Genomic DNA, 22,809 nt, shown 5'->3' with positions numbered 1-22,809 from the left:
ATTTGAACGATGCCGTCTGAAAACGGCTTCAGACGGCATCGTTCAACCGCAGGCAACGTTGCCGACATCGAGGCGCATATTGTGGAACGCGTTGAGCGTGCTTCGGTGTCCGATGCTGATGATGATGCTGTCGGGCAGTTTTTGCTTTAAGGCGCGGTAGAGCGCGGCTTCGGCCGGTTCGTCCAAGGCGGCGGTGGCTTCGTCGAGCAGGACGATTTTGGGCTTGGAAAGCAGGGCGCGGACGAAGGCGACGCGTTGCAGTTCGCCCAGGGAGAGTTTGTGCTGCCAGTCGTCTGTTTTGTCCAATTTGTCAATCAGATAACCCAAGCGGCAGGTGTTCATGGCTTCGATTAGCTCCGGATGCTGTTTGTCGATGTCGGGATAACAAACCGCGTCGCGCAGGCTGCCCTGTGCCGTGTACGGGCGTTGCGGCAGGAAGAGGATGTCTTGATGCGGCGGACGGCTGACTTTGCCGTTGCTGCCGAACGGCCAAAGCCCAGCCAGCACGCGCAGCAGCGAGGTTTTGCCGCAACCGCTCGGACCGCGTATCAGCAGGGAATCACCGCTTTTGAGGTTGATATTGATACCGTCTAATAAAACTTCGCCGTTGTGGCGGAACAGAGCGACGTTTTCCAGTGCAATGCCGTCTGAAACTTCGCTAATCTCGGGTTGCCGCGCGCTGTGTTGTTCTTCGGTACTCAGCAAAAAGCCGTACAGACGCTCCAATCGGGCGCGGTAGGCGGTGAATTTGTTGTAGAACATTCGAAAGAAAGAAAGCGCGTTTTACAGTCGCGCGAAGGCTTGGACGGTTTGCTGGATGTCGCCGATTTTGATTTGTCCGGCAAACAGGCGCGGAGCTTGCAAAATAATCGGGAAGAGTTTGATGCCGTTGGTGAACATATCGTTAAAGCCGCTTAAGCAGACGCTTTGCCGCGCAATGCGCCAACGGTTGCGGATAATGGCTTTAAAGCGGTCGGAAAGCTGGTCGTATTCATGTTTTTCGCCGTTGTAAAACGCCACGCTTTCGGCGTGGTCGCGCACGCGGATGAGGGAATAACGGTAGTCGCCGTTGAGTTTTTCGTTTTCATAATTGTAACGAATCAAAGGGTTGCCTATCCACATGGCGATAAAGGTCGCCAAAATCACAAATATATAGACAAACCAAACGATGCCGTGCGGAATGTCGAAGCCGAACACGGTCAGGATGCCAGCCAAGCCCCGCAAAACAACGGCAAATTCCAGAGAAGTAACGACCGAATTGACCATGCCGCGCACAAATTCGATGGTCGAAGCGATAAATTCCTGCGCGTCCTGTTGGATACGCTGGTCGATGTTGTCTGGCGCGTGGCGGCGCATTTGCAGGCGGTAGTAGTTTTTGTCGGCAAGCCAGCGTGCTGTCAGCACTTCGTTGAGCCGCTCCGACCATTTAATCGCCAAGCCTTGATCGAGGAAGTCGTTGACGACGTTGTTAAACGCCCGTATCAGCACCACGCCCGCGTTCATTGCAGCAAACATCCAAAATGCCGAAGCATTTCAAATCCTGCATCGAGTCGTAAAGCCCTTTGGACATAAAGGTACTCAACACATTCAGCCGCATTTCGGTTAACACCAGCGTAATCATCGCCGTAATCAGCAGCAAGACTTTGACCGCGCTTTTCAGTGTCAGACAAAGCCAAAGCGGTGTGGAATAAAGCTCGGTTTGCCATTTCTGCATGGGAAATTTCTTACGGTATCAATGCCGTCTGAAAAAGACGGGTACAGTTGATTTTTTGATGAAGTTTGGGGAAGTTTTGCAGGTCAGGGCATATTGCGTGTTAATTTACCATACAACCACGCCGGAATTAAGTTTAAATTTGAATAAAAGGTTCGGGTTCTGCAAAATACAGAACCCGAACCTTGTTCGGATATTGAAACCGGCCGCCCGATTTTGGGCGGTGCGGCTTGCAAGTATCAAGATTCGCATATGCCGTCTGAAGCTCGGAGAGGTTCAGACGGCATATGCTTATTTGGGCTGCTCTTCGACGAATCTCGGACCTTTCAAGATGCCGTTGTGAGAATAGGGCGACAGCAGGTTGTATGCGGCGGTTTTGGAAACCTGATAACCGCGGTCGGTCAGGCTGTTGGCAATCTGATTGACCACTGCGCTGACCAAAGCCCCCAACAGGCCGCTGTTGCTGTTGTTGCTGCCTTCGCGGATGCTGGCCGAACCCGACCACAACTCTTTTCCGTTGCGGGAATCGACCAGCCGTGCTTTGGCGGATACGGTCGTCACGCTGTCTAAAATTTGATATGAAGTGCCGTATTCGGTAACCGTAATGTACAAAACCGCATCATTGCCGAAAATCTGATGCAGTTTTTCCGGCCGGACGGCGTGAATATCGGCGGCATTGGTCAAGCCGTTTTGTTTGAAGGTTTCCTCCACGACTGCGGCGGGGAAGACGTAATAGCCGGCTTCGGAAAGCGGCGCGGCGGTCGAAGCCAGTACACCCCATGTTCCGTTGACATCGGGCGATTCGTTCAGCGGCGGAACCACCAAAATTGAAGCCGGTTTGCTTTCCTTGAATGACGTGTAGTCGAAATCGGGAGCTTTTTGAACTTGGCAGGCAGACAGCGCCAACACGGCGGCAAGCCCTAAAATCAAAGGTTTCATCGCTTGCCTCCTTTACCGGTTTTCATCAGGAAGTCCATAAATACGCCCGATTCGGGAAACAGCCTTTTCTCTTCTTCAAACTGGCGGAACGCGCCCTCTTTGTCTCCCGAACGGGAAAGCAGCAGTCCCAGATGGGCGTGCGCACCCGGGGCGGCATTCATTTTTTTGTTGCCGGCTTCCACAAAGTATTTTTCCATCTTTTCGGTCTGCTTGCCCAACGAAGTGTCGTCGTTTTTCAAACCTTCATAGACGGTATCGGGATAGCCGCCGTAATAATACAGGGATTTTTGCCCGTTGTCGCCGCAGGCGGTCAGAGCCAAGACCGCCGCACACAGCGACAAACGGCTCAAGGTTTTCGGATTCATCATTTCTCCTTAACGGTTGGGTTGCCATGCGCCGTTGTCAACAGCCTGAACCAGGCTGTTGACGGCTTCGCGGATTGCCAAGTCTAAAACTTTGCCGTTCAAAGTCGCATCGTAGCCGGAAGTGCCGCCGAAACCGATGATTTCACGGTTGGAAAGTGCGTATTCGCCCGCGCCCTGTGCGGAATAGACGATTTCGGAAGTATTGACGTTGACGATATTCAGAGCCACTTTTGCATAGGCGATTTGCGATTTGCCGCGACCCAAAATGCCGAAGAGCTGATGATCGCCGACATCTCTGCGTCCGAATTCGGTTACATCGCCGGTAACGACATAATCTGCGCCTTTCAGGTTATGCGCTTTGCCGGAAATGCCGGATTCCTGTTTTAATGCGTTCAAATTGGTGCGGTTCAGTACGTTGAAGCGGTTGGTCTGTTGCAGGTGCGTTACCAGAATGGTTTTTGCCTGGCTGCCCAAACGGTCTTCCCCGTCGGAGAAAATGCCTTTTTGGAAGCTGGAGCGGTTGTCGAATGTTCCGACGGAAATCGGGGTACGAACACCGTGATATTGCGTATTGTAGGAGGCGACTTTCTCTACCTCGAGACTGCGTGAGGATTCGGTCGCACAGCCGGTCAGTGAAACGGCAGCGGCGGCAAGGACAACGGCGGTGGAAACGGTTTTCATAAAATTTACCCTAAGGTCAAGTTAAGGAAATAACGGGTTGTCATTATTGTCCTTATGTAAATTTAAGTCAAGGTGTTTGTCTGTGCGGGACGGATGCGCGCGGAAGGTACGGATATTTTTCAAACGGAATCGCGGCGCGGGCGGGATGCCTGCCTTTTCCGGATTTAGAGGTAAACGATTTCGCCACTCCGCCCTTTGCTTTCGGTACTTGCCCACCAGACAAATGCGGGCAGCACGTCCCCGTAGCTTTTGCGTTCGCTTTTGGCTTCGCCCGGATGGGATTTGATGCGTTGCGGGGAATTGATGGGGCCGGGGACGAGGACGTTGGCGCGCAGGTTGCCGAAGCGTTCCCATTCGTCGGCGGCGACTTTGCACAGGTAGTTCAACGCGGCTTTGGACGCGCCGAAGCCGCCCCAGTAGGCTTTGGGTGTTTCGCCGTGGCTTTCGCCGACGAAGATGACGGACGCGTCGGGCGACTGCTTCAGCAGCGGGAACAGGGCGCGGGTCAGCCCCATAGGTGCGACGGTGTTGATGCGGTATTGGTTGACCCATTCGGCGACGGTTTGGAAATCCAGCGGCGAGAGGGCGTAAAAATAGCCGGCGCAGTGGACGATGCCGTCCAGTTTGCCTTGCGTGGCTTCGGCAATGGTGGCGGCGAACTGATTGAATTCTTTTTCTTCCGCGCTAATAAGGTCAAAGCAGATGGCGAATGGTTCGGGGTATCCGGCTTCGACAATCGCGTCATACACTTTTTCCAGTTTTTTCTGATGACGGGCAACCAAAATCACAGTCGCGCCTGCTGCCGCATAGGCTTTGGCAACCTGTTCGCCCAGCCCTTGCGATGCGCCGGTAACTAAGATGGTTTTGTCGGTCAGTGTCGCCATACTTTTTCCTTTTTGGTGGTCGGTCGGGGGTATTTTAGCGTTTTGCCGCACCTTGTAAAGCGTCCTGATGCCGGCCGGCGTTTTCAGACGGCATCGTTCAGGCTTTGCAGGCAGGCTTCCGCGGAAGCGAAACCTGATTGTACGGCGGCTTCGAGCGTGGCGGGGTAGTATGGGTGGAGGTAGTCGCCGGCGGGGAAGATGCGGTGCCGGTGCAGCCACGACAAATCCGGTGGTGGGGCATCGGCTGCGGTTGTGGCGCGTTTTTCGGTGATGACGCGCACGGCTTCGGGTTCGCCCAAATGCGGAAGGATGCGTTTGAGGTCGGCGTGGGCTTTGTCCGCCCACGCCCGGTTTGCAAACGCGCCGACGCGGTCGGAAACGCTGATGACGGCGGACACTTCGTTTTCAGGCAGTCCGAGCCTGCCCCGGCAAAGCAGCCATTGCACCGTGCCGTCGGCAAGGCCGGTCAGCGGGGCGGGCAGGCGGACGGGTTCGGCGTAGCGCAGATAGACGGTGGTGATGGCGTGATAGCGAAGGTTTTGATATGCCGTCTGAACGTGTTCGGGCGTGCCTTCGGGCAGGAGCGCGGCGGCGTGGTAGGGCGCGGTGGCGGGGACGGCGGCATCGAAAGCTTCGCCGTTGACGAGCACTTTCCCGTCCGGGAGGGGGTTCAGACGGCATACGCGCGTTTCGAGGCGGATGTCCGCGCCGAGCCGTTGAAGCTCCGCCAAGGCGGGTTCGGCGACGATTGCGCCCAAATCCTGCTTGGGTAGGAGATAGTCGCTGCCGGATTTTTTCGTCAGCACGCCGTCGGACAAAACGTTGCACAACACGCGCAGGCTTGCGGTTTCCAAAGGCGTGTTGAGCGCACCCCACACCAGCGGCTGCCAAAACTGCATCACGGCGGCACGCGGCACGTTCCGCTGTTTCAGCCATTGTGCAACTGTCGTGTCGGGCTGTCCGAGGCGTGCGGACTTCTGCAAATCGGACATATCGGCAAGCAGTTTGGCTTTGAATGCAGTCGGTGCACGCCGGGCAAGCAGCACGCCGCCCAAAATATGCAGCGGCGCGGGCAGGGGGAGGGCGCGGAACTGCAAACCGCCGTGCATATGCCAGTGCAGCGGTACGCGCAAAAAGGCGGCACGGGGATCCGAACCGATGGTTTTCATCAGGCGCAACACGCCCCGGTATGCGCCGAGCAAAATGTGCTGCCCGTTGTCCAAAAAACCGAAACCGTCGGTATTTCCGGCCAGTGTGCGCGCCCTGCCGCCCGCCTGCCGGCCGGCTTCAAACAGGGTAACGTCGGCGTGCCGCGCCAAGGTGACGGCGGCGGACAGTCCTGCCCAGCCTGCGCCGATGACGGCGATTTTCGGGCGCGGATGCGGCGTGTTCATCATTTATTCCTCCAATGGTTGAAACCCCGTTTTTCGGGGCGGCGGGGGTTGGGTTTTCCTGAAGGGCGGGCGGTATGCGCCTTATGCCCGTTCCGGCGTGCCGGGGCGCGGTTTGAATCCGAATAACCAGGTTTTCAGGGCAATGCGTTTTTTGCGCGGCGAAGGGAGGGCGATTTTGTATTTGAGGACGTTTTGCGCGCCGTCCCGGTCGATTTCGTTCAATAGCTCGTAATAAACCGCCGCCATAACCAGTCCGACTTTTTGGGCTTTTTTATCGGCAGCCGGCAGCAGCGATACGGCTTCGCGGTAGGTTTCACGGGCGCGTTTGATTTGGAACGCCATCAATTCGGCAAAATTGCCCGTCGGGCTGCATTGCAAAATCACGCTTGCGGGGACATCAAACCGCTGCATTTCCTCCATCGGCAGGTAAATCCGTCCCCTGCGCGCGTCTTCGCCGACATCGCGGATGATGTTGGTCAGTTGCAGCGCAAGTCCCATCTTGTCGGCGTATTCCAGCGTTTTGCCGTCTGAAAACCCCAAAATCCGCGCAATCAGGCAGCCGACTACACCTGCAACACGGCGGCAGTACAGTTTCAATTCTTCAAAACTGCCGTAACGCGCCCGAACCAAATCCATCTGCATCCCGTCGATTAAGGCTTCCAGTTCATATTTCGGCAGCTTGAAGGTTTCCTTAACCTGCCGCAAGGCCTGATTGACGGGGTGTTCCGGCATCGCGCCGCCGAATACCTTGTCCAAATCGCCGCGCCACCAGTTCAATGTCGCCTGTGCAACATCGGGGTTGGAACATTCGTCAACCACATCGTCCAATTCGCGGCAAAAAGCATATAAAACCGTTACCGCATCCCGTTTTTCCTGAGTCAGGAAACGGAAGCCCGACAAAAAACTGGAGCGGCTTTCTTCTGCTTTTTGGCGGCAATAGTCGAGTCCTTTCACGATTTATATTCCTAATGATGGGAGGGAAAGGCGGATTTTATCGGCATTTGGCGGTAGAGGGCAATTTCGGCGGCACGACCCAATCCTTAGCGGTTTGCTCAACTATCGGCGCGAATTCTGTTAAAATGCCGACTTCCTTCCTTTACACACCGCACCGACAGGCAGAATTTATGGCTCTTTTGCAGATTTCAGAACCGGGTATGTCCGCCGCCCCGCACCGACACCGTTTGGCGGCAGGCATCGATTTGGGTACGACCAACAGCTTGGTCGCCACCGTCCGCAGCGGCAGTGCCGCCTGTCTGCCCGATGCCGAAGGGCGCGTTACCCTGCCTTCCGTCGTCCGCTATCTGGAAAACGGCGGCATTGAAGTCGGCAAAACCGCCCTGTCCGCCCAAAAAACCGACCCGCTGAACACCGTCAGCTCCGCCAAACGCCTTATCGGGCGGACGCTTGCCGATCTGCATCAAAATACGCATTACCTGCCTTACCGTTTCGGTGACAATCAACGCGTTATCGAACTGCATACGCGGCAGGGGGTGAAAACGCCTGTCGAAGTGTCGGCGGAAATCCTCAAAACCCTTAAATCGCGCGCCGAAGAAACCTTGGGCGGCGATTTGGTCGGCGTGGTGATTACCGTCCCCGCCTATTTCGACGATGCCCAACGCCAGGCCACCAAAGATGCCGCGCGTCTGGCGGGTTTGAACGTATTGCGCCTGCTCAACGAACCCACCGCCGCCGCAATCGCCTACGGGCTGGACAACGCCTCGGAAGGCACGTTTGTCGTGTACGACTTAGGGGGCGGCACATTCGACGTATCCGTATTGCAACTGACCAAAGGACTGTTTGAAGTCAAAGCCACCGGCGGCAACAGCGCGTTGGGCGGCGACGACTTCGACCATCGTTTGTTCTGCCACCTGCTCGAACAAAACGAGCTCTCCAAACTCAACGAGCAAGACAGCCGGCTGCTGCTTTCCCTTGTCCGTAGTGCCAAAGAAAAACTGACCGCTCAAACCGAAGCCGTCATCGAAACCACACTTTCAGACGGCCATAAAGTTCATACCGTCATTACCCGCCAAGAGTTTCACAATCTGACCCAAAATCTGGTACAAAAAACCATCGAGCCGGTCAAACAGGCTTTGAAAGATGCGGGCGTGGGCAAGGCGGATGTCAAGGGCGTGATTATGGTCGGCGGTTCGACCCGTATGCTGCACGTCCAACAAGCAGTTGCCACATTCTTTGGTCAAACCCCGCTGAACAACCTCAATCCTGACGAAGTGGTCGCGCTCGGCGCAGCCATACAGGCAAACGTCCTCGCCGGCAACAAAGCCGACGGCGAATGGCTGCTGCTGGACGTTACTCCCCTGTCGCTCGGTTTGGAAACCTACGGCGGGCTTGCCGAAAAAATCATCCCGCGCAATTCCACCATCCCCACCTCGCGCGCGCAGGACTTCACCACGTTCAAAGACGGTCAGACCGCGATGACGATACACGTCGTACAAGGCGAACGCGAACTGGTTTCCGACTGCCGCAGCCTTGCCAAATTTACCTTACGCGGCATTCCGCCGATGGCAGCAGGCGCAGCGCGTATCCGCGTAACCTTCCAAGTTGACGCTGACGGATTACTATCCGTTTCCGCACAAGAACAAAGCACCGGCGTACAGGCGCAAATCGAAGTCAAACCTTCCTACGGCTTGGACGACAGCACTATCACCCAAATGCTCAAAGACAGCATGAGCAACGCTGCCGAAGACATGGCCGCACGCGCACGCGCCGAAGCCGTAGTCGAAGCCGAAAGCCTGACCGATGCCGTCAACGCCGCCCTTGAATTGGATGGCGATTTGTTGGAAGCCGAAGAATTGCAACAAATTCAACAAGACATCGCCGATTTGCAAGGCCGTCTGAAAGACGGCAAAGCCGAAGACATCCGCGCCGCCGTCGCCAAACTCGGCAGCATTACCGACAACTTCGCCGCCAAGCGCATGAACCGCAACATCCAACGTGCGCTGGCGGGGCAAAGCGTTGATAATATTTGATGGCAAATGGTTTCAGACGGCACAGATATAACCTGATGCCGTCTGAAGGCTCGAAAACACTTGAAAAACATCGATATGGAAAAGTCAGGCATTGTCTATCTGATGAAAACCGTCATCAAGGGCGTGTATAAAATCGGCATTTCGGACGTAAGCAATTTTGAAGGCAGAATGCGCCATTTGGAAAACAACGGCTATGCGAACGTTGCCAGATTGGAACGCATCCTCGCCGTCAAAACCGACAATTACAAAGAAAAAGAAAACCTGCTCCATGAAATTTTCAGCAAAAGCAGGATAGGCGATACCGAATTGTTCGCCGTGGACGAAAACCTTGTAAAACGTTTGTTTTTATCGCTTCGCGGCGAAATCGTGTTTCCGAAAAACGAAACGGCGGAATCGGAATTTGAAAAAAGCGTCCACGAACGCAGGCAGGAAGGGAATGCCGGGTCCGGCCGCAAACAACTGCTTGATTTGGTACGGCGCGGACACCGGGAATACCCTTACGCGCTGCCCTGGCTTTTGGCGGGCGCGGCATCCTACAAGCCGAAAAAATCGAAAATCCGCCTTTTTAAAGAAGCATATTTCGGCAAAAGCGGCACGAGGCTGACCGACGAAATTGCAGACGGCATCCATATTTACACCTGTTTTTCGCGGGCGGATTTGGAAAAAGCCTATTCCGAATATTTGGAACTTTTCAAATCCGAATCGGATGCCGAAGGCAGAAAGCCGCAGTAAGGTGCAAACAGATACCGTACACGTTGAGGAGCAGATATGATGGGCGATTCCGTCATTTATTATGTAGAACAGGCAGACAAACCGGTAAACCGTGCCGGCGAACGCGCCCGTAAAACATTCAAATATTTTTGGCGCGAGCTTTTTTGGGAACGCCGCCGCATCATTCCCGCCTTAGATTTTGCCATGGTCAAAGCCCCTTTTTTCCAAGACGGCGAAGACGGCGAAATTTGCGAACATATGTGGATCGACGATATTTATTTTGACGGTCTTTACATTTATGGCGTGCTGAACAATGAACCCGGAGAACTGACCAATGTCGAACAAGGCGAAAGCGTTTGCGTTCCGGTTGACGACATCAGCGACTGGATGTTCGTGTGCAACGGCATTCCCTACGGCGGCTTTACCATACAGGCAATGCGTGGACAGATGACGGAAGAGGAGCGTACCGAACACGATGCCGCATGGGGAATCGATTTCGGCGATCCCGGGCAGGTATTGCTGGTGTATGAAGAAAAAGAACATCCCGAAAATCTGGAAGAGCATCCGATGTGCCGGAACTGTATTGACGATTTTCGGCAACAGTTGTCCCAAAATCCGGATTTTCTGCATGAGCAGGACGAAGACGGCTATACGCCGCTTCATCATGAAGCCATCGCAGGAAATGCACTTATGGTTCAAGCCATGCTTGAATACGGCGCAAATCCTGCCTCAAAGACATCGGAAGGCTATACCGCCCTCGATTTTGCCCGCCTGGCGGGCTGGCAAAATGTTGCCGACCTGCTCGAACCGCGACATTAGGCGGACAGTTTTCCGAAAACGAACACAAACACTTTTTACAGAAAGACAATAAAAATGCCCAAAATCACCGTACTTCCACACACGACATTATGCCCCGAAGGCGCGGTTATCGAAGACGCGCCCGAAGGCAAAACCGTCCTCGACGTGCTGCTCGACCACGACATCGAAGTCGATCACGCCTGCGAAAAATCCTGCGCCTGCACCACCTGCCACGTCATCATCCGCAAAGGTTTCGACAGTTTGGAAGAGCCGACCGAATTGGAAGAAGACCTGCTCGATCAGGCTTGGGGTTTGGAAGCCGATTCGCGCCTGAGTTGTCAGGCGGTTGTCGCCGGCGAAGATTTGATTGTGGAAATCCCCAAATATACTATCAATCATGCCCGAGAGGAGCATTGACGCAATGCCGTCTGAAACATCATGCGGTTCAGACGGCATCGGATATGCATAAGCCGGAGCAGAAGGGTAATCCCGTATTTGATAAGGGTAAACCGGAGTTTAGTTTGGACGGCAGATAAACCGTTGTCGGGTAATTTTCAGAGGTGTTTGTGTCTGATTTGCCGCATATTGCTCTATTTTGGCTTTCGTATTGATCATACTCAGGTTTCGACCGGGCTTTTCGGATAGCTTTTTCAATATTGATTGCTGCTGCGTTTTATCTTCCGGATATTCTTGCTGTTGCAGTTTCGCTTCCTTCAATCCAAAAAGAGCGATAGTTTTATCGGCAATATCCAGATAGTATTGTTCAAGTTGGGTAGGATTGGCAGTCTCATTTTCAACTGTTACGGAAATCTGGTCATAACGGTTTGCCATACGTTCGGCAATTTGGGTATAAATATGCCACCGCTTCATACGTATTGTTGCGGCATCGGAATCAGCCCGTGCACCGTCTAGGACAATAAGCCCTCTTTGGTTTTGACAGCGGATGCAAAGTGTCAGCCGGGAAAGGGCATTTTGTTCGTCGAGCATCTGATACAGTCTGCGGACCAATAGGATCAGACGGTCAAATTCCCCTATCTTGGAAAGGAAATCAGGATTGTCCGGAGCGGTATAAACCAGTTTGGAAAGTTTGGCGGTTAAGGCATTATTCATTCAGCTATCCTTGGCGGGTATACATTTGGAACATGTTCTATACGGTTGAAAGACCGGAAAATACAGGAAAATTAATATGAAATGGACAGACACACAACGTATCGCTGAAGACCTTTACGACCTGCACGGCGAAACCATCGATCCCAAAACCGTGCGCTTTACCCAACTGCGCGACCTGATTATGGCATTGCCCGAATTTGACGACGACCCCGCCCGTTGCGGCGAACGTATTCTCGAAGCCGTGCAGCAGGCATGGATAGACGAGGCAGAATAAGTTTCGGGAATGCCGTCTGAAATACGGCGGTACGCGGTTCGTGCTTCTGTTTGCAGTGGGAACGGTTTTACCAGTCTCCTTTTTTCAGCCTATCCAGTTGGCGGCGGTCGCGCTTGGTCGGTCTGCCGTCGGGATGGGCGGAAGTGATGCGGCTGAATTGGTCGAGCTGTTTGCGCTCTTCCCTCAATGCTGCCGTTTTTGCGTCTTCTTCATACAGAAGCCGCGCCTCGGATGCCGGGCGGCGTTGGTGGTTCAAACCTTTAACCTTGATTTTATAGGGAAGGGAATTGAGCGTCAGGTCGATAATATCGCCGATGTCTATGGTTTTACTGTTTTTGACCTTCGAGCCGTTTACTTGAACCCTACCCAGTTCGATGTGCTTTTGCGCAAGGGAACGGGTCTTGAAAAAACGTGCCGCCCAAAGCCATTTGTCCAGCCGCATGGCGGAAGAATCGTGCTTGTCTTTCATACGATTTTGTTTGAAATAATTGAATTTGTTTCAAGTTTAGCATAAGATACGCCGCCTATAACTAGTATATATGCACTAATCCACTGTTTTCCATGCTGTCCGAACACAAAAAGAGGGTGTGGAAAAGCCGTTTTGGACAATAAATTAACTGCGGAATATGCACAAATAGCGTATGATAGCGGCAGAATCTGTTGATGAGAGCTTCATTCTATGAAACCTGTTTTTTTGGATTTTGAACAACCCATAGCCGAACTGACCAACAAAATCGATGAGCTGCGTTTCGTCCAAGACGAGTCTGCCGTCGATATTTCGGACGAAATACACCGTTTGCAGAAAAAAAGCAACGACCTGACCAAATCGATTTTCAGCAAACTTACGCCCGCCCAGGTTTCACAGGTTTCCCGGCATCCGCAGCGTCCCTATACTTTGGATTACATTGATGCGCTGTTTACTGATTTTGAAGAGCTGCACGGCGACCGCCACTTTGCCGACGATCATGCGATTGTCGGCGGATTGGCGCGTTTCAACGGACAAAGCGTGATGGTCGTCGGGCATCAGAAAGGGCGCGACACCAAAGAAAAAATCCGCCGCAACTTCGGTATGCCCCGTCCTGAAGGCTACCGCAAAGCCCTGCGCCTGATGAAGACGGCAGAAAAATTCGGCTTGCCCGTCATGACCTTTATCGATACGCCGGGCGCGTATCCCGGCATCGGCGCGGAAGAACGCGGGCAGTCGGAAGCCATCGGCAAAAACCTGTACGAACTGACGCGCCTGCACGTCCCCGTTTTGTGTACCGTCATCGGCGAAGGGGGCTCGGGCGGTGCGTTGGCGGTCGCCGTAGGCGATTACGTCAATATGCTGCAATACTCGACCTATTCTGTTATCTCCCCCGAAGGCTGCGCTTCGATTTTGTGGAAAACCGCCGAAAAGGCGGCGGATGCGGCTCAGGCTTTGGGCATTACTGCTGACCGCCTGCAAAAGCTGGACTTGGTCGATACCGTCATCAAAGAACCATTGGGCGGCGCGCATCGGGATTTTGGGCAAACCATGAAAAACGTGAAAGCCGTTTTGGAAAAACAACTGCACGAAGCGCAAAGCATCCCGCTTGCCGATTTGCTTTCGCGCCGTTTCGACCGCATTATGGCTTACGGCAAATTTTCGGAACAATAATTCAGGTAGAACAAGCAGCAAGCAGTTTGTCTGAAACTGCTTGCTTTTTCTTTATCGGGACGGAACCGTGCTGACTTTAGATGCGTTTGAGCAATGCTTGAAGGATTGTTTTCCTCAAGGTCTGAATGGAAAAAAAACAGCGGTGGCATTAAGCGGCGGCTTGGATTCCGTCGTTTTGCTGCATCTGCTTGTCCGCGCCGGAAAAAAGGGCGGTTTTATTCCGGATGCATTGCATATCCATCACGGCTTGAGTCCCCGTGCCGACGATTGGGCAGATTTCTGCCAAAACTATTGCGATATGCTCGGGGTGGGGCTGGAAACGGTTAAGGTCTGCGTGGAAAAAAACGGTTTGGGCATCGAGGCGGCGGCGCGGCAAAAGCGTTATGCCGCGTTTGCCGAAAAAGGCTTTGACGTTTTGGCGTTGGCGCACCACAGGGACGATCAAATCGAAACCTTTATGCTGGCAGTCGCTCGCGGCGGCGGTTTGCGCGCTTTGGCGGCTATGCCCACCGTCCGCCCTTTTGGGGAAAAAGGCATCATCTGGCGGCCTTTGCTGCCTTTTTCGCGCCAAGACATATGGGATTATGCCCAAAAACACGGTTTGCCGAATATCGAGGACGAAAGCAATAGCGATACGGCTTATTTGCGAAACCGCTTCCGGCACCGTATTTTGCCCGAACTTTCGGCGCAGATTCCCCATTTCGGGCGGCATGTACTGAACAATGTCCGCGCTTTGCAGGAAGATTTGGCTTTGTTGGACGAAATCATCGGTCAGGACTGCCGTTGGGTCTGTGAGGAAGGCAGTTTCGATACGGTGCGTTGGCAGGCGTTTTCCCCACGCCGGAAAACCCATATTTTGCGGTATTTTTTGAAGGAAAACGGCATCCCCATGCCGAATCAGAATGCCCTTGCCGACATTGCCCGGGTTTTGACGGAGGCAAAAACCGGACGTTGGAACTTGCAAGGCTTTGAATTGCATCATTATGCAGGCAGGCTGTTTGTGTTCCGACTGGAAAAAACGGATAAACTGCGGTTTTTGAAAGACAGGCAGATAAGCGGAAATTTAAGGGAAATATTGACGGGGCAGGGATTTGTTTTAAAACGTCATCCGTTTGGGCTTCCTGAGCATCTTTTGGAGCAGGACGGAATTTTGAGGACGGTAGCGGTATCGGATACGTTGGCTGTCGGCGGCATCCATAAGGATGTGAAAAAAATCCTTCAGGGGAAACGGGTTTTGCCTGTCCTGCGCCCAATTTGGCCGCTTGTTGCCGACAGCGGAAACCGTCCATTGGCGTTGGCAAACTGTTGTGCGGATTTTCAAATCTCGGTTTCAGACGGCATTTTGCCCTTCCATCCTGACTTTCCCATTTTATTTTGATAATATCGCAAACAGATTTCGGCGGCGTTCAGTCGGGTATTGTCCGGTTGCATATTTCTAAAAGGCTTGTGAAGTGAGACACATCAGTTCGACCAATAATGAACACATCCGGCACCTGCACCGCCTGTTGTCGCAAGGAAAGTTCAGACGGCAATACGCCCAAACCGTTTTGGAGGGCGTGCACCTGCTTCAGGTTTTCCTGCAATCCGGCGGGATGCCGGTCGGGGTATATATTCCCGAGGGCAAAATGCCGTCTGAAGAAATCCGCAGGCTGAGGGCGGTTGTGCCGGAAGGCAGGATTTTTTCCGTTTCAGACGGCATATTGAAAAAAATCAGTAGCTTGAGTTGTGCAGACGATATACTTGCACTGATTGATATCCCATTGGGCGGAACCTTGCCGGACAAAGGCGACTGTGTGGTTTTGGACGGCGTGCAAGATCCGGGCAATGTCGGCACCGTCTTACGGAGTGCGGCGGCGGCAGGGGTAGGTACGGTCGTTTTGGGCAGGGGTTGCGCGGACGCGTGGTCGCCCAAGGTATTGCGCGCGGGGATGGGCGCGCATTTCTTGTCGGGCATTTATCCGCAGGCGGATTTGGAAATATGGTTGGCGCGCTATAAAGGCCGTGTGTTTGCCACCGCCTTGCGCGAGGAAAAGCAGGCGGTTTTGTACGGCGAAGATTTGTGCGGACCGACAGCCTGGGTGTTTGGCAACGAAGGCGCGGGGGTCGGTAAAGCGGTTTTGGACAGGGCGGACAAGTGTGTCAGGATTCCGATGCACGATGCAACCGAGTCTTTAAATGTCGCGATGGCGGCGACAATCTGCCTGTTTGAACAGATGCGGCAGCGGTCGGCGTATTGAGGAAAAGAAATGCCGTCTGAAAAAATCTATTACGGCGTATTGATTTTCTTATGTATCGCTTCTATGCTGCTGTCGCCGTTTTTTTATGCGGGTGCTTTGAAGCCCAAGAAGGCGGCATTGCGGAAGGACGGGCAGTGGAAACTCATCTTATTGTCCAATACCGTGGCGGCGGCGGTTTTGGCTTGGGTGTGGTGGAAATGGTTTTGACAGATATTGCTCAAAATCGTGCTAATGGAATCCGAACAAATAAAGAATTTGGTAAAAAATTTGTTAAATCAACGAATTAAAGTTTTGTGGAAAACAAAACAGCTCTAAGCAAATAGGGCGTTTGTCGGTAAATACGGAAGAGTTGCGGCATTATCGGGCATCTTTAACAAGTAGTGCCGTCTTGGCAGGCAATCGGTTTTTATGGGCAGCTTGCAAAATCGCGGATATAAAATTGCGAATCGGTTAAAGTGTGGGGACGCTATGAAAAATTGCGAATTTTTTTATGACCCGACAAGGGCAATCTATGATAGCGGTGCAGATTACTTAACTAGGGAAAAACATAGATTAGTCGTAATTGCAAATAGTGCTTGGGGGCTATTACTTAATTTATCTTGTTATTATGACGAGGTTTTGGAAAAGCGGAAAATACCGTTCGGCAAACAGGAAATTGATGACGATATGGACAAAGTGTCCGCCCTTAAGCGGAAGTTTAAAGATATTTCTGAAATCAAAGTAGGGGATGGTTGGGAATACCCGTTCAATTATGAGCAGGGAATGAAAGAATTAGATGAAGTGCTATTGAAATACATTCCCTTTTTTGAAGAAGAACGATAAAGGAGGTTGATATGCGCGTATCTAAAATAATTGGAAGTATGTTGCTTGTTACAGCGGTTCAGACCGTATTTTCGGCAAATGTTTACGCGTGCCGCCATAATGGTAAAACCAGTTACAGCCAAACTCCGGGAAAACATTGTACCAACGCGGGTTTGGGGCGGGACCGGGTGTACAGTTCGGTTAGACCGGCAGTAAAAGACAGGGCGGAAGACGCAGGGGTCGGCGATTATTCGGACACGGTGAGGGACGAACACGTCCAAAATCCGAGAGAGAATACGCATAAGGATGCTTCGAATACCGGTGCAAAGACGCATTGATTGAAACCGAATCAGCCATGACGGCGTTGAATAATAGAATTTGAACGATTAGGGAACTCTGATGAAACACATCCACATTATCGGTATCGGCGGCACGTTTATGGGTGGGATTGCCGCCATTGCCAAAGAAGCAGGGTTTGAAGTCAGCGGTTGCGATGCGAAGATGTATCCGCCGATGAGCACCCAGCTCGAAGCCTTGGGCATAGGCGTACACGAAGGCTTCGACGCGGCGCAGTTGGAGGAATTTAAAGCCGACGTTTACGTCATCGGCAATGTCGCCAAGCGCGGGATGGATGTGGTTGAGGCGATTTTGAACCGCGGGCTGCCTTATATTTCCGGTCCGCAATGGCTGGCTGAAAACGTGTTGCACCATCATTGGGTACTCGGCGTGGCGGGGACGCACGGCAAAACGACCACCGCGTCTATGCTCGCGTGGGTTTTGGAATATGCCGGACTCGCGCCGGGCTTCCTCATCGGCGGCGTACCGGAAAATTTCGGCGTTTCCGCCCGCCTGCCGCAAACGCCGCGTCAAGACCCGAACAGCAAATCGCCGTTTTTCGTCATCGAAGCCGACGAATACGACACTGCCTTTTTCGACAAACGCTCCAAATTCGTGCATTACCGCCCGCGTACCGCCGTGTTGAACAATCTGGAATTCGACCACGCCGACATCTTTGCCAACTTGGGTGCGATACAGACCCAGTTCCACCACCTTGTACGCACCGTGCCGTCTGAAGGCTTAATCGTCTGCAACGGACAGCAGCAAAGCCTGCAAGACACTTTGGACAAAGGCTGCTGGACGCCGGTGGAAAAATTCGGCACCGAACACGGCTGGCAGGTCGGCGAAGTCAATGCCGACGGCTCGTTCGACGTATTACTTGACGGCAAAAAAGCCGGACACGTCGCTTGGAGTTTGATGGGCGGACACAACCGCATGAACGCGCTTGCCGTCATCGCCGCCGCACGTCATGCCGGAGTCGATATTCAGACCGCCTGCGAAGCCTTGAGCGCGTTTAAAAACGTCAAACGCCGCATGGAAATTAAAGGTACGGTAAACGGCATCACCGTTTACGACGATTTCGCCCACCATCCGACCGCCATCGAAACCACCATCGAAGGCCTTCGTCAGCGCGTCGGAAACGCCCGCATTCTCGCCGTTCTCGAGCCGCGTTCCAACACCATGAAACTCGGCACCATGAAAGCCGCCCTGCCCGAAAGCCTCAAAGGTGCCGACCAAGTGTTCTGCTACGCCGGCGGCGTGGACTGGAACGTCGCCGAAGCCCTCGCGCCTTTGGGCGGCAAGCTGCACGTCGGCAAAGATTTCGATGCTTTCATTGCCGAAATCGTGAAACATACCGAAGCAGGCGACCATATTTTGGTGATGAGCAACGGCGGTTTCGGCGGAATACACACCAAACTGCTGGACGCTTTGAGATAGCCCGGGCGATGCCGTCTGAAAGCCCTTCAGACGGCATCGTCCGGCTGCGCGGCACAAAGGCGGAAAAACCGTTTGCCCCGTATTTTCAAACGCGTTACACTTGCCGCCGCTGTTTTCAGCCATTTGATTACCCGCAACCGCCGTCATTGCGCCGGCGGTTTGCCTGTCAGCGTCATTGCGCCGCTGTAAATACGAAAGAACACATTATGACCGTATCCCCCGTCGCCTTGCGCCGTAAGACCGAGTGCAAGCCTCATCCCACCGCGCGCTATTGGAAAAAATGCGATGTCGAAGCCCTGTTCGGACTTCCCTTCCTCGACCTCATTTACCAAGCCGCCGAAATCCACCGCCAAAATTTCAACCCGCGCGAAATCCAGCTTTCCACGCTGTTGTCCATCAAAACCGGCGGTTGTCCCGAAGATTGCGCCTACTGTCCGCAATCGGCGCACCACAACACCAATCTGGGCAAAGAGCAGATGATGGATGTGGATGAAATCGTCGAAAAAGCCAAAATCGCCAAATCGCGCGGCGCAAGCCGGTTTTGTATGGGCGCGGCATGGCGCGGCCCCAAACCCAAAGACGTGGAGACGGTTTCCGCAATCATCAAAGCCGTCAAGGGCTTGGGTATGGAAACCTGTGGCACGTTCGGTATGCTCGAAGAAGGTATGGCGGAAGACTTGAAAGAGGCGGGCTTGGATTATTACAACCACAACCTCGACACCGACCCCGACCGCTACAACGACATCATCCATACACGCCGGCATGAAGACCGTATGGACACCTTGGGCAAAGTCCGCAACGCCGGTTTGAAAGTCTGCTGCGGCGGCATCGTCGGGATGAACGAAACCCGCGCCGAACGCGCAGGGCTGATTGCCAGCCTCGCCAACCTCGACCCGCAGCCCGAAAGCGTGCCGATTAACCGGTTGGTCAAAGTGGAAGGTACGCCGCTTGCCGATGCCGAGGATTTGGACTGGACGGAATTTGTCCGCACCATCGCCGTGGCGCGGATTACGATGCCGCAAAGTTATGTCCGACTGTCGGCAGGGCGCAGCAATATGCCGGAAGCGATGCAGGCGATGTGCTTTATGGCGGGCGCGAACTCGATTTTTTACGGCGACAAGCTGCTGACCACGGGCAATCCGGATGAAGACGGCGACAGAATCCTGATGGAAAAGCTCAACCTGTATCCCTTACAGTTTGAGCTGGAAGGCGAGGTCGCCGAAGTGGAAAAAGCCTCTGGGATTAAAGTGGATTATTGACGATTGCAAAAATGCCGTCTGAAACCCGAAAAAAGGCTTTCAGACGACATTTGTTCGGACGGTATTTCCAATATCTTTTTACCGGCGCGTGATGTTGCCGTCGGGCGAGACATCCAGCCCGTTCCCGTTGGGGAAGTCGCTGCGGTTCAGATAAATAATCCGCCCGATAACGGTTTTTCAGGGTCGATTTTGGGGATTTTATCGTCGGCTTGGGTAATAGGGATGATAGTTCCGGAAATAAATTTACCCTGTTTGTCGGTGATAATTTTGAAAATCGGCGCAATGCCGCTGATGCCGGAGGTGTTGATTGCGCCGTAGGTGGCAAAGTTGCCGCCGCTGTAGGAGATGAAGCGGTCGCGGTAAAGTTCGACGGCGCGAGTAACGTGCGACCCCTGCCCGAATACGACATCCGCGCCGGAATCGACGGCAAGCCGTGCAAACTCGACGACGTTGCCCCTGTTTTCCCCATAGAAGATTTCGGTATCGAACGGCAGGTGTTCCGCCTGTTTCCCTTCCGCGCCGCCGTGGAACATCACAATGACGATGTCGGCTTTCTGTTTGGTTTTGGTAATCCGTTTTCTAACTTTGGCATAATCGTTCAGTTTGACGGCGGCAAGGTTGGGGGCGAAGGAGACGAAGCCGGATCTTACGCCGTTTTTCTTCAGGATGGCGGTTTCAAACCTGTTTTCGATGCCCGAATATTTGATGTTCAATTCGTCAAGGTTCGCCCTTTATGCCGTTTCCGCACCGCAAACCGCCGGGGTCAAGCCCTCGGCGCATCCTGCCGGAACGGAATCCCCGTGCTGCCGATTGACGGTTCAAACCCCGCGCCCGTTTCAAATACCGGCGATGTGGACGGACAGGATGCGCCTGACGAAAAGACAGCCGATACCGTTTCCATTATCGGCGTGGGCGACATTATGCTCGGCAGCAATTATCCGGTCGATTACCTGCCCGATACCAATATTCTGAAAAACGTCGAATCTGCCTTGCAAGACGCGGACATTACCGTCGGCAACCTCGAAGGCACGCTGTTTGACGAAGGCGGTACGCCGAAAAAATGTGCAAACCCCCAAAATATGCTATGCATTCCGAACGCCCTCCGCATACGGGCAATACCTTGCCGACGCGGGATTCGACTACCTCAGCTTCGCCAACAACCACAGCAACGACTTCGGCGCGCAAGGCATTACGGCAACGGCGGCGAGCGGCAGCTCTTTTACATACTCGATCGCGCTAAAGCCGCTGCCGATAACGAGGCCAAAATTGCGGAAAATACCGCCATCGCCCAGATAAATTTGTCCATCATCAGACCTTTACTGTTCAGACGAGACAGCATTTGCCGCACGTTTTGGGGCTTATCTTTCGATTTGCGCTACGTCGCGCACCGCGCCTTTGTCGGCGGAAGTCGCCATCGCGCCGTAAGCTCTTAATGCGGCGGAGACGTAGCGGTCGCGGTTTTCCGGTTTCCACGCTTTGCTGCCGCGTGCTTCCATTTCGGCACGGCGCGCGGCAAGCTCTTCATCGGAAATGACAAGGTGGATGCTGCGGTTGGGGATGTCGATTTCGACGGTATCGCCTTCGTGTACCAAACCGATCGCGCCACCTTCCGCCGCTTCGGGCGAGGCGTGTCCGATGGACAAACCTGATGTGCCGCCGGAGAAGCGTCCGTCGGTTAAGAGAGCGCAGGCTTTGCCGAGGCCTTTAGATTTCAGGTAGGAAGTCGGATACAGCATTTCCTGCATGCCCGGGCCGCCTTTCGGGCCTTCGTAGCGGATGATGACGATGTCGCCAGCGACGATTTGGTTGCCCAAAATGCCTTCGACAGCGGCTTCTTGGCTTTCAAACACGCGCGCGCGGCCGGTAAATTTGAGGATGCTCTCGTCCACGCCTGCGGTTTTTACCACGCAGCCGCGTTCGGCGATGTTGCCGAACAAGACCGCCAAACCGCCGTCTTGCGAGTAGGCGTGTGCCACGTCGCGGATACAGCCTTTTTCGCGGTCGAGGTCGAGGGTTTTCCACATACGGTTTTGCGAGAACGCTTGGGTGGTGCGTACGCCGCCGGGCGCGGCTTTGAAGCGTTCGATGGCGCGGGTGTTTTCAGGGTTGGTTACGTCCCATTTTTCAATCGCGTCTTTCAGCGTCGGTGCGTGGATAGTGTGCACGTCGGTGTGCAGCTTGCCCGCTTTGTCCAATTCTTTCAGGATGGCGAAGATGCCGCCGGCTCGGTGCACGTCTTCCATATAGTAGTCGTGGTTGTTGGGTGCGGTTTTGCAGATGCAGGGCACAACGCGGCTTAAGCGGTCAATGTCGGCCATTTTGAAATCGACACCGGCTTCGTTGGCAACGGCCAACAGGTGCAAAATGGTATTGGTGCTGCCGCCCATCGCAATATCCATCGTCATAGCGTTTTCAAACGCTTTTTTGGTGGCAATGTTGCGCGGCAGTACGGTTTCATCGTTTTGCTCGTAATAGCGTTTGGTGATTTCGACAATCATACGGCCGGCTTCGAGGAACAATTCTTTGCGGCCGGCGTGGGTCGCCAAATACGAACCGTTGCCGGGCAGGGAAAGGCCGAGTGCTTCGGTCAGGCAGTTCATCGAGTTTGCCGTAAACATACCCGAACACGAGCCGCAGGTCGGGCAGGCGTTTTGTTCGACTTCCTCGACTTGCCGGTTGCTGACATTGTCGTCCGCCGATTCAATCATCGCGTCAATCAAGTCCAAGCGGCGTTCGGGTTGGATGTTTGCCACGCCGATGACTTTGCCTGCTTCCATCGGGCCGCCGGAAACGAAGATGGTCGGGATATTCAGACGCATCGCAGCAATCAGCATGCCCGGGGTGATTTTGTCGCAGTTGGAAATGCACACCAGCGCGTCGGCGCAGTGGGCGTTGACCATATATTCGATGGAGTCGGCAATCAAATCGCGGCTGGGCAGGGAGTAGAGCATACCGCTGTGTCCCATAGCGATGCCGTCGTCGATGGCGATGGTGTTGAATTCTTTGGCGATTGCGCCGGCTTTTTCGATCTCGCGGGCAACCAGTTGGCCCATATTGTGCAGGTGGACGTGGCCGGGCACGAATTGGGTGAAGGAGTTGGCAACGGCGATGATGGGCTTGCCGAAGTCGGTTTCCATCACGCCGGTGGCGCGCCACAATGCGCGTGCACCCGCCATATTGCGACCGTGGGTGGAGGTTTTGGAGCGGTAGTCCGGCATAGTGTGTTTCCTTGTCTGCTATGCC

25 protein-coding genes and 1 pseudogene are annotated in these 22,809 nt (G+C 53.8%); 14 read left to right on the top strand and 12 right to left on the bottom strand.

What is annotated here, in order from left to right; genetic code table 11:
- Positions 1-42: 42 nt before the first annotated feature.
- The 7 genes and pseudogenes from HMPREF2959_RS12490 to hpnD all read right to left on the bottom strand — a co-directional run bounded on the left by HMPREF2959_RS12490 (position 43) and on the right by hpnD (position 6,928).
- Positions 43-1,714: pseudogene (locus HMPREF2959_RS12490) on the bottom strand (ABC transporter ATP-binding protein/permease).
- A gap of 288 nt (positions 1,715-2,002) precedes the next feature.
- On the bottom strand, positions 2,003-2,650 hold the full coding sequence (locus tag HMPREF2959_RS01205; RefSeq protein WP_002217218.1) for a DUF799 domain-containing protein: 648 nt from the start codon (positions 2,648-2,650) through the stop codon (positions 2,003-2,005).
- Positions 2,647-3,015, bottom strand: a complete 369-nt coding sequence (locus HMPREF2959_RS01200; RefSeq protein WP_002234874.1) for a DUF4810 domain-containing protein — start codon at positions 3,013-3,015, stop codon at positions 2,647-2,649. The genes HMPREF2959_RS01205 and HMPREF2959_RS01200 overlap by 4 nt, the downstream gene beginning before the upstream one ends.
- Before the next feature lie 9 nt (positions 3,016-3,024).
- The gene (locus HMPREF2959_RS01195) at positions 3,025-3,696 is read right to left on the bottom strand and encodes a CsgG/HfaB family protein (protein WP_002217215.1); all 672 of its coding nucleotides are present in this window, start codon (positions 3,694-3,696) and stop codon (positions 3,025-3,027) included.
- A 164-nt stretch (positions 3,697-3,860) separates the two neighbouring features.
- Positions 3,861-4,580 carry an SDR family oxidoreductase gene (locus HMPREF2959_RS01190; protein WP_002243509.1) on the bottom strand — a complete coding sequence of 240 codons (720 nt, stop codon included), beginning with the start codon at positions 4,578-4,580 and terminating at the stop codon, positions 3,861-3,863.
- A gap of 83 nt (positions 4,581-4,663) precedes the next feature.
- Positions 4,664-5,977: a hydroxysqualene dehydroxylase HpnE gene (hpnE, locus tag HMPREF2959_RS01185; protein ID WP_002234877.1), complete on the bottom strand. Its 1,314-nt coding sequence runs from the start codon at positions 5,975-5,977 to the stop codon at positions 4,664-4,666.
- 78 nt (positions 5,978-6,055) lie between these two features.
- Positions 6,056-6,928 carry a presqualene diphosphate synthase HpnD gene (gene hpnD, locus HMPREF2959_RS01180; RefSeq protein ID WP_002234878.1) on the bottom strand — a complete coding sequence of 291 codons (873 nt, stop codon included), beginning with the start codon at positions 6,926-6,928 and terminating at the stop codon, positions 6,056-6,058.
- A gap of 170 nt (positions 6,929-7,098) precedes the next feature.
- Here hpnD and hscA point away from each other — a divergent pair, with 170 nt between their 5' ends.
- The 4 genes from hscA to fdx all read left to right on the top strand — a co-directional run bounded on the left by hscA (position 7,099) and on the right by fdx (position 10,887).
- Positions 7,099-8,961 (top strand): Fe-S protein assembly chaperone HscA, encoded by a 1,863-nt coding sequence (gene hscA, locus HMPREF2959_RS01175; protein WP_002243510.1) that lies wholly within the window; start codon positions 7,099-7,101, stop codon positions 8,959-8,961.
- Between the two features lie 75 nt (positions 8,962-9,036).
- Positions 9,037-9,693 carry a GIY-YIG nuclease family protein gene (locus HMPREF2959_RS01170; protein ID WP_083314114.1) on the top strand — a complete coding sequence of 219 codons (657 nt, stop codon included), beginning with the start codon at positions 9,037-9,039 and terminating at the stop codon, positions 9,691-9,693.
- 36 nt (positions 9,694-9,729) lie between these two features.
- Positions 9,730-10,491, top strand: a complete 762-nt coding sequence (locus tag HMPREF2959_RS01165; protein ID WP_002213571.1) for a DUF2314 domain-containing protein — start codon at positions 9,730-9,732, stop codon at positions 10,489-10,491.
- A 54-nt stretch (positions 10,492-10,545) separates the two neighbouring features.
- Positions 10,546-10,887 carry an ISC system 2Fe-2S type ferredoxin gene (gene fdx / locus HMPREF2959_RS01160; protein ID WP_002219289.1) on the top strand — a complete coding sequence of 114 codons (342 nt, stop codon included), beginning with the start codon at positions 10,546-10,548 and terminating at the stop codon, positions 10,885-10,887.
- A gap of 99 nt (positions 10,888-10,986) precedes the next feature.
- Here fdx and HMPREF2959_RS01155 read toward each other — a convergent pair whose 3' ends face one another.
- On the bottom strand, positions 10,987-11,580 hold the full coding sequence (locus HMPREF2959_RS01155) for a hypothetical protein (protein WP_002243512.1): 594 nt from the start codon (positions 11,578-11,580) through the stop codon (positions 10,987-10,989).
- A gap of 76 nt (positions 11,581-11,656) precedes the next feature.
- On the opposite strand from HMPREF2959_RS01155, the gene iscX reads away from it, so the two are divergent.
- Positions 11,657-11,854, top strand: coding sequence for a Fe-S cluster assembly protein IscX (gene iscX, locus HMPREF2959_RS01150; protein WP_002243513.1), 198 nt, complete (start codon positions 11,657-11,659; stop codon positions 11,852-11,854).
- Positions 11,855-11,921: 67 nt separating this feature from the next.
- Here the strand turns inward: iscX and HMPREF2959_RS01145 are convergent, their stop codons facing one another.
- Complete coding sequence (locus HMPREF2959_RS01145; protein ID WP_002223779.1) at positions 11,922-12,323, bottom strand: RNA-binding S4 domain-containing protein; 402 nt, start codon at positions 12,321-12,323, stop codon at positions 11,922-11,924.
- Between the two features lie 210 nt (positions 12,324-12,533).
- Between HMPREF2959_RS01145 and HMPREF2959_RS01140 the strand changes: the two genes are divergently transcribed.
- The 8 genes from HMPREF2959_RS01140 (at position 12,534) to bioB (ending at position 19,566) form a co-directional block, all read left to right on the top strand.
- The gene (locus tag HMPREF2959_RS01140) at positions 12,534-13,493 is read left to right on the top strand and encodes an acetyl-CoA carboxylase carboxyltransferase subunit alpha (RefSeq protein WP_002213565.1); all 960 of its coding nucleotides are present in this window, start codon (positions 12,534-12,536) and stop codon (positions 13,491-13,493) included.
- A gap of 67 nt (positions 13,494-13,560) precedes the next feature.
- Positions 13,561-14,871, top strand: coding sequence for a tRNA lysidine(34) synthetase TilS (tilS, locus tag HMPREF2959_RS01135; protein ID WP_002243514.1), 1,311 nt, complete (start codon positions 13,561-13,563; stop codon positions 14,869-14,871).
- Between the two features lie 73 nt (positions 14,872-14,944).
- Complete coding sequence (locus tag HMPREF2959_RS01130) at positions 14,945-15,730, top strand: TrmH family RNA methyltransferase (protein WP_002223777.1); 786 nt, start codon at positions 14,945-14,947, stop codon at positions 15,728-15,730.
- A gap of 9 nt (positions 15,731-15,739) precedes the next feature.
- Positions 15,740-15,937 carry a hypothetical protein gene (locus HMPREF2959_RS01125; protein WP_002219283.1) on the top strand — a complete coding sequence of 66 codons (198 nt, stop codon included), beginning with the start codon at positions 15,740-15,742 and terminating at the stop codon, positions 15,935-15,937.
- A 261-nt stretch (positions 15,938-16,198) separates the two neighbouring features.
- Positions 16,199-16,552: a hypothetical protein gene (locus HMPREF2959_RS01120; RefSeq protein WP_002217201.1), complete on the top strand. Its 354-nt coding sequence runs from the start codon at positions 16,199-16,201 to the stop codon at positions 16,550-16,552.
- Between the two features lie 11 nt (positions 16,553-16,563).
- Positions 16,564-16,869 carry a hypothetical protein gene (locus HMPREF2959_RS01115; RefSeq protein ID WP_002217199.1) on the top strand — a complete coding sequence of 102 codons (306 nt, stop codon included), beginning with the start codon at positions 16,564-16,566 and terminating at the stop codon, positions 16,867-16,869.
- Positions 16,870-16,930: 61 nt separating this feature from the next.
- Positions 16,931-18,307: a UDP-N-acetylmuramate:L-alanyl-gamma-D-glutamyl-meso-diaminopimelate ligase gene (mpl, locus tag HMPREF2959_RS01110; protein WP_002243515.1), complete on the top strand. Its 1,377-nt coding sequence runs from the start codon at positions 16,931-16,933 to the stop codon at positions 18,305-18,307.
- A 206-nt stretch (positions 18,308-18,513) separates the two neighbouring features.
- A complete protein-coding gene (bioB, locus tag HMPREF2959_RS01100; RefSeq protein WP_002219279.1) occupies positions 18,514-19,566 on the top strand; it encodes a biotin synthase BioB in 1,053 nt (350 codons plus the stop codon).
- 146 nt (positions 19,567-19,712) lie between these two features.
- Here the strand turns inward: bioB and HMPREF2959_RS01095 are convergent, their stop codons facing one another.
- Together HMPREF2959_RS01095 and HMPREF2959_RS13110 are read right to left on the bottom strand one after the other, a co-directional pair.
- Positions 19,713-20,279, bottom strand: a complete 567-nt coding sequence (locus HMPREF2959_RS01095; protein WP_002235764.1) for a CapA family protein — start codon at positions 20,277-20,279, stop codon at positions 19,713-19,715.
- A gap of 123 nt (positions 20,280-20,402) precedes the next feature.
- On the bottom strand, positions 20,403-20,642 hold the full coding sequence (locus HMPREF2959_RS13110) for a hypothetical protein (RefSeq protein WP_014575363.1): 240 nt from the start codon (positions 20,640-20,642) through the stop codon (positions 20,403-20,405).
- On the opposite strand from HMPREF2959_RS13110, the gene HMPREF2959_RS10455 reads away from it, so the two are divergent.
- Positions 20,629-20,862 carry a CapA family protein gene (locus HMPREF2959_RS10455; RefSeq protein WP_226892963.1) on the top strand — a complete coding sequence of 78 codons (234 nt, stop codon included), beginning with the start codon at positions 20,629-20,631 and terminating at the stop codon, positions 20,860-20,862. The genes HMPREF2959_RS13110 and HMPREF2959_RS10455 overlap by 14 nt on opposite strands.
- A 62-nt stretch (positions 20,863-20,924) precedes the next feature.
- On the opposite strand, the gene ilvD is transcribed toward HMPREF2959_RS10455, so the two are convergent.
- On the bottom strand, positions 20,925-22,784 hold the full coding sequence (gene ilvD, locus HMPREF2959_RS01085; protein WP_021439340.1) for a dihydroxy-acid dehydratase: 1,860 nt from the start codon (positions 22,782-22,784) through the stop codon (positions 20,925-20,927).
- Between the last annotated feature and the right edge of the window lie 25 nt (positions 22,785-22,809).

Source organism: Neisseria sp. HMSC070F02 (assembly GCF_001814225.1).
GTDB classification, from domain to species: domain Bacteria; phylum Pseudomonadota; class Gammaproteobacteria; order Burkholderiales; family Neisseriaceae; genus Neisseria; species Neisseria meningitidis.
The sequence above is the reverse complement of the archived record's forward strand: the minus strand, read 5'-3'. Positions and strand labels throughout refer to the sequence as shown.